Below are 12456 nucleotides of genomic sequence, written 5' to 3'. Positions count from 1 at the left end.
GGGAAATTAACGCAGCAAAAACTCCGCCGATGTGTAAGAAACCGGTCGGGCTCGGGCCGAACCGGCTTACAAGCGCTCCCGCTTTTAGTGCTCTCGGGGGATATACTTGCTCATAGTCCGTCTCCTGTTCTTCTTTTCCGCCAAACAGCAGATCAGCTATTGTTTTGTTCATAAGGCTCACCTCACCTGACTCTATATAAAACTTATTGAATGCCCTAGTTTCTCACGTTTAACCTCTAAATATTTTTTAACGTGCTCGTTCACTGGATAAGTTAACTCCACTTGCTCAATAACTTTATATCCGCCTGATTTTAACACCGTAATTTTCCGGAAATTATTACTGGCTACCTTTATAGTTTTAGAAAGATTTAAGTCTCCCAATGCTGTTATCGCAAACGAATATTCTCTGGGATCAAGCTCAAAATTAAGTCTTTGAAATGCTTGGACGGTATCAATCTCATATTCTTGTTCCAGTCTCATAGCCTTTATCTTGTTATCTAAACCATGCCCTCTGCCTTCCTGATATAAATACACTACAACACCTTTTCCTAATTGTCCTATTCTCTCCAAACAGCCCGATAATTGTAATTTGCAATCGCAATCCAAGGAGTGGAAAGCTTCACTGAATAAGCAACTAGAATGAATTCTAACCAATGGTGTTCCTTCCGTAATATCTCCCATATGAAACGTAACACATTCATAGTTCGGCTCAAATTTATGCAACGTTACAGTAAAAGATCCATATTGCGTAACTAATGGTGTTGAGCTAGAAATTGTCATTCAAAGACTCTCCTTTAGATTCTCATTTTTCATTCCTTGAATTTTATTCCAGAAAGATGGTTTATCATTGAATTTTTGATATATTGGCAGCAGACTTGTCTGTGGTGCATATATGTTTGCCTTTTGCAGCGATGCATATATGCTTTTTTCCAGTAATAAAGGATTTTTAATTAAAGCCAACTTCAGAAGGTTATTGACCTCTGTCTGGTCCCCCCCCATCTCCATGACCAAAAAAGCCTTATTTATGAAATGATGTGCTCCGCTATCAATTTTTAACGCTTCATCAATATAGTTAAGAGCTATGTCATAGGATCCTCTTATTTGATATATTGAGGCCAATGCAAAGTAAAGGCGGTCTCTGCTATTATTTTTATTCTGTAATGCTTTCGTTAATAATTTTTCCGCTTCATCTAGTTCACCCTGAATAATGTAGTATTGAGCCATAAATCTAAGAGCGAGATAATAATTTTCTTCTAAATCGAAAGCTTTTTGGCAGCATTCCAAGGCTTTCTCAAAATTATCTATCACAAAAAATTCAAGACTCAATAAAGAATATAAATTGGAATTTGGATCTGTATTTAAAGCTTCCTGAATCCTTTCAATATTTCTGTGTCTCTTTTCCAAACTTCGATCTCTTCCTCTAACCTCTAAATGGTGAAGTGTAATGTCAGTCATCCGAACCATAGTTTTATTGCTCTTATCAATAGACGGCTGAACGGATTCGTGCCATTTGCCTGACCATCTAATCTGCGGATCATTTCTAAACAATCTTAATTTATATACAAATGCCCAAAGGCCATCTCCGTAGTAATTGTAGTTTGGGAATGAAATAGCATCGGCGTCTGTTTTTTTAACAATTTCTCTAATTCTTATAAGATCCTGTGTATGAATGCACTCGTCCGCATCTATCACTAAGACCCACTCCGCAGTAGCAAGTTCAAGTCCGATATTTCGCAGCACATCTAATGATGTAGCTGAAGCTCTTACTACTTGTGCTCCTGCTTCCATTGCAATATTATAGCTGTCGTCCGTTGAATTATTATCGACTATTATAATTTCATCAACATATGGCTTTATGGATAAAAGTAGTTCACTTAAGTACTTCTCTTCATTTTTAATAATCATACATAGGCTAATAAGCAACTTATTCCCCCCTTTATCTTCATATTGCAAGCCTCTCTAAATCCTTTTTCAATTGATTTGAATTCACAAACCTCAAGGTTTTGATCCCTAGGGTTGCTGCTGTATTAATATTCCTCTGGGAATCATCAATTAATAAAACTTCTTCGCTATTTAAGTTGTATTTTGAAAGTACATATCTGAATGATTCTTTTTGCCTTTTAACATAACCAATATCGTAAGAATAAATAATAATATTGAATAATCTTTCATAATCAAAATGATTTTCCATATACTGAACCCATTCTTTAGAGTTTACGGATAATAGAATTAATTCATATTTGGAACCTAACCTCTCATATATTTCTCTTGTTCCTTCTATTTCAATGAAATGCTCTCTTATCATCTGTTTAAAATCCGTAACTGATAAATCATACTGAGGACTTGAAGATAGTAAAGAATGGATGAACTCATCCTCCGTGACTTTCCCTAGCCAAAAAGGGGAGAAATCATACATGTATAACTTATCCGAAATTCTTTCTTCAGATACTCCAATTTTTTTCGAAATCTTGCCCTCTATTCCTTCAATTCCTTTTATTAATACATCCGATAAATCACATATAATTGTTTTAATCGCCATAATTCACCTATTCCAAGAATTTTTTCAGTCTATCCAATCCATAAATCAAAACTTCCTCATTTATTCCGTAAGTCAGCCTAAAATACATCAAGGATTCATCTAACCCTAGTCCAGAACAAGGTAATAAACTTATACTGCTGTCTTTCAATAGTGCTTTAAATAAAGCTATATCACTCTTGTATTTATAGTTATTAATCTTAAAAGTAATATTAAAATTCGCTTCTGGTATAATGATATTTTCTACACTCGGAGATTTTAATAAGTGATCCATGCTTAGATTTCTCAAATAGAGCATCCGGCGGTTATTTTCTGCCATTTGAGTTATAAAGTCACATTGTTGACATGAGCATTTTTCGTTTCTTAGAACGGCTAATTCATGTAGTGCGATTTCCACCCAGGCTTCATTGACTGCTAATGGTGCATTTCCTATATCATCACCAATAATCTTGATAAACCCTTTAGTCTTATCGCCCATAAAAGTCTCATCCGCCAAGACATAGCCAATTCTGTACTCAGCAAGAAGGTATTTCTTTGAAGCGGTTACAATACGAATGACGTATTTATTGTTAATACCGGCTGGAAACCTCTTTAATCTTTTGTTCCCCTCTCCTTGATAAAAAGCATCTCCTGATTCATCAATAATTAAATAAATACGTTTCTCTTCTAAAAATGGAATGATCTTCTCGAAAAAATCCTCGGAATAATACAAATAGGTAGGGTTTGTCGGATTTGCGATGAATATCGCTTTTGTATTCGCATCGATAGAATCTATCAATTCCTCCGCTGTTATCTGAAATTCTTTCTTTTCAGAACCAATGACGGAATCAATTTGTGCTAATCTCTCGACCCGGTTCAGCATCCTATAGTATGTGGGACCTACAACGAGAAGTTTCTTCCCCTTGTTCTCCCCTTCGAATATCGCTTCTAATATTCTGTTAAAGCCATAGGTTGCTCCAGCCACCATGCAAATATTTCTGATTGAATAGTTTGTACTATGTAAACTATTCTCCAGCTCTATCAGTATTTCCCGCAGTGGTTGAGATCCGGCATCCCATCCATAACCTTGTCTTGGTTTCTCCACCCCATTTATTTCAACCGCCAGCTTGGAAAGTATTACTTTAGGCAAAGGAAACTCACCAGGCTCAGGATATCCCGTTGATAATGCCACGACTTTTTGCTTTATATTTTGAGAATAGGTTAAATCCAAATATTCTCTGAATCTCTGATACGTAACTTCATGAATTGTTTTAGTTAATATCATATTTCCTCCTAACTATTAAAGACCATAGGTTTGTGAATGTGCTCCATACCAAATCCATAGTTCACATTTATAAATTTGCTATTAAAATCAATAACATCTTTCTTTACATACTCATCTCTTAAAATTTTCTTTATAAATACTGCAATCTGTTCTATATCTTTTTCTTTCATCCCCCTTCTTGTTACTTCTTGTAATCCTAACCTCAAAAACAAATCATTCCCCAGTGCTTTGCTGGTATTAACGGACATATTGTTATCTAGAAATCTTTTTACAATTATTTTATTCTCTTCATTTATGTAAACATGCAGTTGATGATTTTCTGTAAATCTGTTCTGGCCAAGCTTTCTTACATTATATCCATACTGCTCCAGACAACTTCCTAAATGATTCGAGTTTCTAACGATTTGATCTGCATATTCTTTACCCCATATATCCATTTCTATAATTGTTATAGCCAATGCAATAACACTATTGATATGTGTAGAGGAGTAAAAATTATTATGAATAATTTTATTGAAGTCTTGGGCATCTGCTTCATCCCTAAATGCAATTAAACCATGATGGGGACCTGGTAAAGTTTTATGCGTATTGGCGACAATAATATTAGCCCCTTCCAATAAGGGAGACTGGAATTTACCGCCCATAATTAAACCAATCGTATGGCTTGCATCGTAAATAATAATGGCCTCATTACCGAGCGCTTCCCTTAGAAGCTTAATGGGATGGGGCTTTAAAAGCACAGAGGTGTCCAGATATAACGCCTTACAATTATTTTTTTTAAAAATCTCGGCTATACCATCTACACTAAAAGTAATATTCGCGTGATCATACTCGGCAAATACATGCCCCCTGCCACTTCTCTCCACAATCCCTTTAGTACAGAAATGTCCACCATGCTTTGAAGACACCGTCATAATCCGATCTCCTGGATCTGTAGTACTTAAAAGGACGCTAATCATGGCATGGACACCGGATAAACAATTTAAATTGACCAAACCTGCATTTAGCATCACTTTCAATCTAACAGATGCATCGTTTATCAATTCAGAAATCTCTGGCATTCCTTTAGCTGCAAAATTACTATGAACAAAGACACCGTCTACGCCTTCCCCCATATTGTAACGATGAGCTAATTTGGAGCGGTAAAAATGTAACGCTAAGTCAGACATAACATTTTCATTGGCTGTTAAATGTAATATTTCATCATAATCACTCTCGAGTGTAGATATTTGTTCGAAATAATGAGGCACCATTCTTTCTCCACCTTTTTCAAATAATGTATTACTCATTAATTAACATTCAAATCTACCTCGTCCTAACAGTATTTCTCCTGTAATAAGGATAAGATGCTCTCTCTCAGTACTCCACTCGGTAATTTCTCAAACTCTTTCAGCATCTTATCCGCTTCTAAGAACGTGAAGTTATCTTTGTATTCCGTTACTTTACGCCATAAAAGTATCTCTATAGCATCAGGATACTTAGCACACATCCTTTTTATATTATTTATCAGCTGTTCAAACTCTCCTGGTGCTCTTGGGTGCTCTTGATGATAGTTCGAAGCCTCTGGAGTAAAATGAAATTCATACCCACGTAAATATAGCTGGTAAGCAAAATCTGTATCTTCCGCTCCCCATCCAATCATTGATTCGTCAAAGCTTAAATCCCTTATATCATTGCGTCTTAATGCCATATTCCCTGTCGTAGCCGCTATCCAGGCAAACCTGAAATCACTGAACCGGTCTGAAACAACTTCACGAATCGAGTTAAAGTTATCTGGAGGTTCAAATAAATAAAAAGTCTTTATAGCCGCATCCAGATTCTGTCTTAATACTTCCGAGGTAAACAGCGTTTCTTCATTTAATAATTTTTGGGTCACCCCGGGATTACGTTCTATAAAGCGTAAAAATTCTGTCTGTGCATTAAATGGAATACGAAGTTTACTGGTGTATTTTCTTAGTATTGAGTATTTTGAACCAATGCTTACTATCTTCTCTTTTGCACGTAAAGCATTGCAATGTTCCTCTAAAAAGGAAGATGAGGGAATCCGGTCACTATCAACAAAAACAATTAAATCACCACTAGCCAACTGTATTCCCCGATTTCTTGCGCTGGCTCTCCCCTTCGATTCACCGTAAGAATAAACGATATTCATTTGATGAGAAAAGGATCGAATCATTTGTTGTGTATTATCTGTGCTTCCATCATCCGCAATTACAATCTCAAAATTCTTGTTCGTTTGTTGTGTAAAGCCTGACAAAGTGCTTTCCAAGTCACTTAACTTGTTGTACGTGGGAATTACCACAGAAATGGAACTCATACCTTCGCTCCCGTCTAAACTGAATACATCCAATTAATTACCTGCGCTCTCATATCTTTTCAGACCTGCTTTAAAAAGAAAAAGCGAACCCCACATGCAATATATAGAAGCAATTGGACAGATAAACCACAAGTATTTCCATAATGTTTTCTCAAAAAGAAATGATGCTGGTATAAATCCTATAAATGCATAAGGTAGAATAAAAATTAAAATTAACTGTATGGCATGGTTATAAATATTTATTGGATATTTTCCGAATTCATGAAATCCATTAATAGAAACAGGAAGAGAAATGCCTGCATTTTTGTACCAAAATGATATTGAATTGGCAGCCAGATTGATAGAAGCTGATATCATACTTACGAAAAGAAAAATAAGCAAAAAAGCAATTACTTTTCCAGCAGTCCACTCTATGCCAGTGTTATTTAACGAATAGCCTACAATAACAAGACCAATTACAATATTGCCTAACCCGTTAACTCCAATTTTTGAGCTTATCACCTGTAGCGTTATTGAAAGCGGTCTCAAAAGATATTTATCAAGTCCGCCTGAATTAATTGAAAATGGCAGACTCCATACACCTTCAAATAATAACGAAGCCAGTCCTTCCGAAAATGTGACCATACCGTATATTAACAGCATTTGATTGAGTGACCATCCGTTGATCTGAGGTATTTTCTCAAAAATAACTCCAAGAAATATCAATCCTAATGTGCATGTGAATATGGAGGAAAGCGACATAATTAATAAATCGATCTTATATTCCAATAGAACTTTCACTTGTTGTCCCATAAGCCGAAAATACATAGCTACATTTCGTTTGAGTAATTTCATACACTCACCCATCTCAGATTATCGGCTAACCTCCATATACTGTTAATTTTTTTATTGCTTTTCTCCAAAATAAGGAACCAAGGAACCACATTACCCCAAACCATAATATTTGCACTCCTATCAATGAAATAGCAGTATGGATATCGACCTTCTGCAAGAAAATTGAAGCAGGTGTATGCAGTAGGGATTGAAAAGGAGAAAATAGAGCAACCGTCTTGAACCATTCAGGAAAAAAATTCAGGGGTATTAGCGCACCAGAAAAAAGATTGATAAGCGCAGTACGAAATGCCACAATTCCATTTATGCTTGTAGTCCAAAAACACAAGAGACTGAACAAAAAAATAAGTGTGTATCGAACCCATAAGGAGCAAAGTATGCTAATTGCAGTCATGATCCATGTTTGTGGATGATTAGGTAACGGTATATCAAAAGCGAATTTGAGAAGTGTTCCGACAAAAACAGTACTGAAAGTACCTTCAAAAATGCTTGCACCAAGAGTTTGAGCAAAATTCGCTTTCTGAAAATTAATAGGCCTAAGCAGATCCATAACGACACTGCCTACCATAATCTTTTTCGAGATTTCATAATCGGTTTTAAGGGACAGCAAGTTATTACATATATAAGATATTAATAAATATTGTTTTAAATTTTCCCACCCAAATCCATTTACTACTTCATTACTTGCAAAGATAGCCTTCCAAATATAAAAAAGGCATACCATTTTCACCACACTGAATAACAAATTACTAAAAAAAGCTGTTCTATACGCTATTGAATCCTGAATTGAAGACCTCATAATTGCTATGTATTTATTATTTTTCATATTATTTTCTTTTGAGATCGGTCGTTTATATTTCTGACTACTTGATTAATTCCAGGCTCTTCGATGGAAAAATCTACAACCGCTGAAAAATTCATCACCGTATTCACAATGCTTCCCGCAGTATGTTCAAATCGGTCAAAAGTTAAAGAAATTTGTCTTTCATCTATACAGCAGGCATCGAAATAGGATAATTCTTTCGAAATAGCGTTGATATCAACGGAATCTTTAAGCTTAATATGAATAACGCGTTTCCTTGCAAAGTTATCCTTTGCTTGCTGCAATTCACCATCATGAATAATGTTACCTCGATCAATGACGAGAAGCCTTCTGCAAATATCATCAATGTCATCCAAATCATGCGTAGTTAATATAACTGTCGTTTCCTTTTCCTGATTTAGCTTTTTGATAAAATACCGAACTCTTTGTTTCACTTCAATATCCAGGCCAATAGTCGGCTCGTCGAGAAAAACAATTTTGGGATTATGTAAAAAAGCTGCCGCTAAGTCTGCCCTCATTCTCTGGCCTAGAGATAAGCTTCTCGCCGATAAATGAATAAATTCTCCGAGTTCCAATATATTTTCAAATGTGCTCATATTATCTGCATATATTAAATCTGGAATTTCATAGATTTCCTTTAGCATTCTGAATGATTCAAGGATAGGTATATCCCACCACATTTGAGTTCTCTGGCCAAAAACTGCACCAATAGACTTCGTATATTGAATTCGATTCAGATGCGGAATCAGCTTATTAATTAGAATATCTCCGCCTGTTGGAACTAAAACACCTGTCATCATTTTTATTACTGTTGATTTACCCGCTCCATTTGAACCTAAGAATGCAACAGATTCTCCTTCTCTTATAGACAAGCTTATATTGTTAACAGCGATTTTATCTACATACTTTGGTGAGAACAAATGTTTCATTGCCCCCGCAACACCTTTTTCTTTTATCGGTTGCCGGTAGATCTTAGATATTTTTTCAAGAGAAATCAAATTCATTTGAACCTCCATAAAGGTTTTTTACATTTATTATTTTAGTAAGAATAATATTTCTTATTTTTAACATTACTAAATAATTTTCATCCTCCTCTAAATTCCTTTATTTCAATTTTATAACTCTATAAATACCCAGTATAGTATCTATTTTTCGGATTAAGTCCCATATTTTCGGAAATTAATTATAATTTTTATAGTTAATGCATTGAATAATGACTGGGAAATAAAGTAATGTTGAAGAAGGACAGAAAAACTCCGGCGATTCTCCGGCTTTCAGCCCATATGAACACTCGCCCACGATAAACTAAGGCACGAGGTCCAATTCCCCACTCCACACAGACATAGTCAATCCATACCTCGGGCTCTTCTTCTCCCCACGGTTCCCATAGGTCACAATCCTTCATTTTATGCGGTTTGTTCTCTTCGCCTTTCCTCATGTTTCCTTATCCCCCATTTCTTTTGGTTTGCATATTCTCGCTCTTCTTCATAATAAATCCGGCCATATTCTGCATGCCAAATCACCATAAGCAACATCCGGTGCTTACAGCAGGGACAGATCAGCGGATCTTGACCATAACTTTCCAGCATTCGCTCACGACAACTCTCCTTCTTTTATTATTTGGATGAAAAGATCATCTCGATTTGTTTATATACCATGAACCGCCACTGACTTATAACCATCTGCGACTCCTTGTTTTTTCCACGGCTGTATAAACCGTAGCGCCCTACCATCCGGAAATGCTTTGGCGGGATGGGCTGCACCAGGTCTAAATAAACTTCACCACTGGCAAGACCACATCGACTCGTTTACCCGTTCGATGATCTGCATACCAATAATGGACTTTATGGTAATCATAACTGACGACTCAGTACTCCGCGATCGCCGGACGTGCTAAATAGCGCCCAATATATTTTGCGGCTCCCCGCGCATCTTTCATCCGTTGTTCCCCATTCACGTAAAACTTTTGCCACGGCTTTCGTAAGTACTCATACGAGATAAACTCTGCCTTTATCCACTCCTTGTTCCGGTCCAGCGTACCTTCTGTAATGAGTGAATGGGTGTGCGGGTTAAACTTTTAATCGTGTCCAAATGTATGTATTACCATTATGACACCGACTCATATCTCTTACTCTTTTTTTCCGCCGGTAGTAATACTGAATCACTTTAGCCACTTGGTTGCTGAGTTCATTTAACTTATGCCGGTCTTGAAAAACACCTTATACAATTCTTCTTGTACCGTAAAGACCAGATGGCGGTGAGGCACATTCAAGATACGTTCCTGCTGCTTTTCTGCCCATTCATCCTTATACTTTTTCCCGAATCCATGACAAAAGCGGCTTTTACAGGTAAAACAAATACACACCGGATCCGGCGTGCCTTTTGTACATCCCTTGCATTCATATCTCGCGTAGCCCATATCCCGCGTGCCACAGCGCATGGCTTTATTCCCGTTACTGTAATACTACTGCGAAGGTCCTCTGGCAGGTGATGTCCATGCATTTCCATGAACCCATGAAAGTGGTCTTTTAGGATCTGCTTTATGATTCCTCGTTTCTTCCACGTTTCTTGGTTTTTCATGTTCATCCCCCCTACCTTTTTCTTCAGAGCTATCCACATTTTTTTGTATTGTATAATTTCTTGAACAACAAAAAAGCCCTGATAAATCAAGGGTTTCTTGATCATCAGGACTTAAATTATTGTGCCAAAAATCGTTACAAACCAGTGACAAACTACGTTCCAAACGGTGACTAGATGAATTACAGCTCACAATGGACAGGAATTATTGTTTAGTTAAAACCCCGCTGCCGCATCCCCTCAAACAGCAGAATCGTCGCGGCCATCGCCGCATTAAGCGATTCGGCACGGCCGGCCATAGGGATAATGATGCTTTTGTCAACGAGGGCGGCCGTCTGTGGTGAGATGCCCTGGCCTTCGCTGCCGATCAGCAGCCACTGGCTACCGTGAAAATCATGGGTGTAGCAGGAGTCCGTTCCCGTCAGTGAAGTGCTGACCAGCAGTGCGCCGCGTCCCCGGGCCTGCGGCAGAATGGCGCTTAAGTCCCCCTCCACAACCGGGAGATGGAACATCGAGCCCATCGTGGAGCGGATGGTCTTGGGATTGTACAGATCGGCGCAGCCTTTGCCGAGGATCACGCCGTCCGCACCTGCGGCATCGGCACTGCGGATAATCGTCCCTACGTTGCCAGGGTCCTGAACACCATCAAGCACCATAACCCAGCTGTCCGGCTTCGCGAGGATGGCTTCCAGGCCCTGTTGCTCCTTGTGCACAATGGCAAATACCGGCTGCGGTGTCCCGGTGCTGCTGCACTTGGCGATAACCGCCGCTGATACACCGATGACCTCCATACCCTGCACCGATTGGAGCAGAGACTTCAGCTCAGAAGGCATGCCTTTATCCAGGTCAAAGGCCAGGCACTCCACCTCGGTTTCAGCAAGCAACGCCTCCTGTACCAGATGGATTCCTTCCACAATATATTTGCCGGTTTTGTCACGGTGCTTCTTCTCCTGAAGACTGGCCCATTCCTTCACCCGCGTATTTTGGGGAGACATAATTTCCATAGGGGTCCTACCTTTCTGTTCCGTGCTGCGCCTATTGATAGGCTATTTCCAGCTTCGTCAGATTGTCCTTCCGGCCAACAATGACAAGTACGTCACCTTCGACCAGGCGGTCTTCCGCTCTGGGGGAAATGTTCATTTCCTCACCCCGGCGGATAGCCATAACGTTGCAGCCGTATTTGGCGCGGATGTTCAGCTCCTGCAGGTTCTTGCCCAGCATCGGTCCGGACACCTTCATATCGAGGATACTGTAATCCGGTGACAGCTCGATATAGTCAAGGATATTGGGCGAAGCCAGGTGATGTGCCACCCGCATGCCCATATCCCGTTCGGGATAAATCACTTTGTCTGCGCCAATCTTGCTGAGTACCTTGCCGTGCAGCTCGCTTTTGGCCTTGACCAGAATGGCCGGAACGCCAAGGTCCTTCAGAATCAGCGTCGTCAGAATGCTGGCCTGAATATCTTCACCAATTGCCACCACCACCACATCGAAGTTGCGGATGCCCAGCGCACGCAGCGCCTCTTCATCTGTGGAATCAGCGGATACGGCATGGGTTACTATGCTTGAGATTTCTTGCGTGCGCTGCTCGTCAGCATCGATCGCCAGCACATCGAATCCCATGCCGCTGAGCGCCTTGGCGACACTTGAGCCGAAACGCCCCATGCCGATTACGGCATATTGTTTTTTTGCAGCCATTTCTGTACCTCCCGTAGCAATTTGCATCTCACACAGTATAGCATAAGGAGCCCCAAACTTGAATTTCCAGCGCACTTTCAGGGCACCTTATAACGAGGCAAACATTAGTTGAACTTTGGAATAACCCAAAATATCTAAGGAGGCTCTATTCATGCCGGTTACCATTGATTTGCGCCAGGCGATTATCCATAAAGTGCACGGTCAGTCCGAAGCCGACCTGCGGCAGATGATTGAAGGCTCCGTGGACGGGCCCGAAACGGCGCTGCCTGGACTAGGTGCTGTATTCGAAATGATGTGGAAGGATCTGGACCACGCCAAGCAGGATGCACTGGTCTCGATGCTGCACGAGCATTTGGAGAAGATCACTCCAGGCTCCATCACCTCCCAGCAGTGACGCTAGTCTAGCAAAA

The 12456-nt window shown here is 39.4% G+C and carries 15 protein-coding genes; 1 reads left to right on the top strand and 14 read right to left on the bottom strand.

Annotated features, from left to right (window positions below):
• Positions 1 to 192 precede the first annotated feature (192 nt).
• From ACTJKB_RS28725 to ACTJKB_RS28660, 14 genes are all read right to left on the bottom strand, one after another.
• A complete protein-coding gene (locus ACTJKB_RS28725) occupies positions 193 to 780 on the bottom strand; it encodes a GTP cyclohydrolase II (RefSeq protein WP_440837706.1) in 588 nt (195 codons plus the stop codon).
• Entirely contained in the window at positions 781 to 1905 is a 1125-nt protein-coding gene (locus ACTJKB_RS28720; protein WP_440837705.1) for a tetratricopeptide repeat-containing glycosyltransferase, read from the bottom strand.
• Positions 1906 to 1942: 37 nt separating this feature from the next.
• Positions 1943 to 2539 carry an HAD-IA family hydrolase gene (locus tag ACTJKB_RS28715; protein ID WP_440837704.1) on the bottom strand — a complete coding sequence of 199 codons (597 nt, stop codon included), beginning with the start codon at positions 2537 to 2539 and terminating at the stop codon, positions 1943 to 1945.
• A gap of 7 nt (positions 2540 to 2546) precedes the next feature.
• The gene (locus ACTJKB_RS28710; protein ID WP_440837703.1) at positions 2547 to 3800 is read right to left on the bottom strand and encodes a pyridoxal phosphate-dependent aminotransferase; all 1254 of its coding nucleotides are present in this window, start codon (positions 3798 to 3800) and stop codon (positions 2547 to 2549) included.
• Positions 3801 to 3808: 8 nt separating this feature from the next.
• Positions 3809 to 5089: a hypothetical protein gene (locus ACTJKB_RS28705; protein ID WP_440837702.1), complete on the bottom strand. Its 1281-nt coding sequence runs from the start codon at positions 5087 to 5089 to the stop codon at positions 3809 to 3811.
• Between the two features lie 26 nt (positions 5090 to 5115).
• On the bottom strand, positions 5116 to 6117 hold the full coding sequence (locus ACTJKB_RS28700) for a glycosyltransferase (RefSeq protein WP_440837701.1): 1002 nt from the start codon (positions 6115 to 6117) through the stop codon (positions 5116 to 5118).
• Between the two features lie 33 nt (positions 6118 to 6150).
• A complete protein-coding gene (locus tag ACTJKB_RS28695) occupies positions 6151 to 6951 on the bottom strand; it encodes an ABC transporter permease (RefSeq protein WP_440837700.1) in 801 nt (266 codons plus the stop codon).
• Between the two features lie 25 nt (positions 6952 to 6976).
• The gene (locus ACTJKB_RS28690) at positions 6977 to 7774 is read right to left on the bottom strand and encodes an ABC transporter permease (protein WP_440837699.1); all 798 of its coding nucleotides are present in this window, start codon (positions 7772 to 7774) and stop codon (positions 6977 to 6979) included.
• Entirely contained in the window at positions 7771 to 8775 is a 1005-nt protein-coding gene (locus tag ACTJKB_RS28685; RefSeq protein WP_440837698.1) for an ABC transporter ATP-binding protein, read from the bottom strand. The genes ACTJKB_RS28690 and ACTJKB_RS28685 overlap by 4 nt, the downstream gene beginning before the upstream one ends.
• 402 nt (positions 8776 to 9177) lie before the next feature.
• Positions 9178 to 9360 carry a hypothetical protein gene (locus ACTJKB_RS28680; protein ID WP_440837697.1) on the bottom strand — a complete coding sequence of 61 codons (183 nt, stop codon included), beginning with the start codon at positions 9358 to 9360 and terminating at the stop codon, positions 9178 to 9180.
• A 602-nt stretch (positions 9361 to 9962) separates the two neighbouring features.
• The gene (locus tag ACTJKB_RS28675; protein ID WP_440837696.1) at positions 9963 to 10190 is read right to left on the bottom strand and encodes a transposase zinc-binding domain-containing protein; all 228 of its coding nucleotides are present in this window, start codon (positions 10188 to 10190) and stop codon (positions 9963 to 9965) included.
• A 45-nt stretch (positions 10191 to 10235) separates the two neighbouring features.
• The gene (locus tag ACTJKB_RS28670; RefSeq protein WP_440837695.1) at positions 10236 to 10514 is read right to left on the bottom strand and encodes a hypothetical protein; all 279 of its coding nucleotides are present in this window, start codon (positions 10512 to 10514) and stop codon (positions 10236 to 10238) included.
• 46 nt (positions 10515 to 10560) lie between these two features.
• Positions 10561 to 11352 (bottom strand): TrmH family RNA methyltransferase, encoded by a 792-nt coding sequence (locus ACTJKB_RS28665; RefSeq protein WP_440837694.1) that lies wholly within the window; start codon positions 11350 to 11352, stop codon positions 10561 to 10563.
• Between the two features lie 31 nt (positions 11353 to 11383).
• On the bottom strand, positions 11384 to 12073 hold the full coding sequence (locus ACTJKB_RS28660) for a potassium channel family protein (RefSeq protein WP_074083759.1): 690 nt from the start codon (positions 12071 to 12073) through the stop codon (positions 11384 to 11386).
• A 124-nt stretch (positions 12074 to 12197) separates the two neighbouring features.
• Here ACTJKB_RS28660 and sspI point away from each other — a divergent pair, with 124 nt between their 5' ends.
• Positions 12198 to 12440, top strand: a complete 243-nt coding sequence (gene sspI / locus ACTJKB_RS28655; RefSeq protein ID WP_440837693.1) for a small acid-soluble spore protein SspI — start codon at positions 12198 to 12200, stop codon at positions 12438 to 12440.
• Positions 12441 to 12456: the final 16 nt, after the last annotated feature.

Source organism: Paenibacillus sp. 22594, assembly GCF_052044425.1.
In the GTDB taxonomy this organism is placed as follows: Bacteria; Bacillota; Bacilli; order Paenibacillales; family Paenibacillaceae; genus Paenibacillus_AQ.
This window is presented reverse-complemented; position numbering and strand designations above follow the sequence as displayed.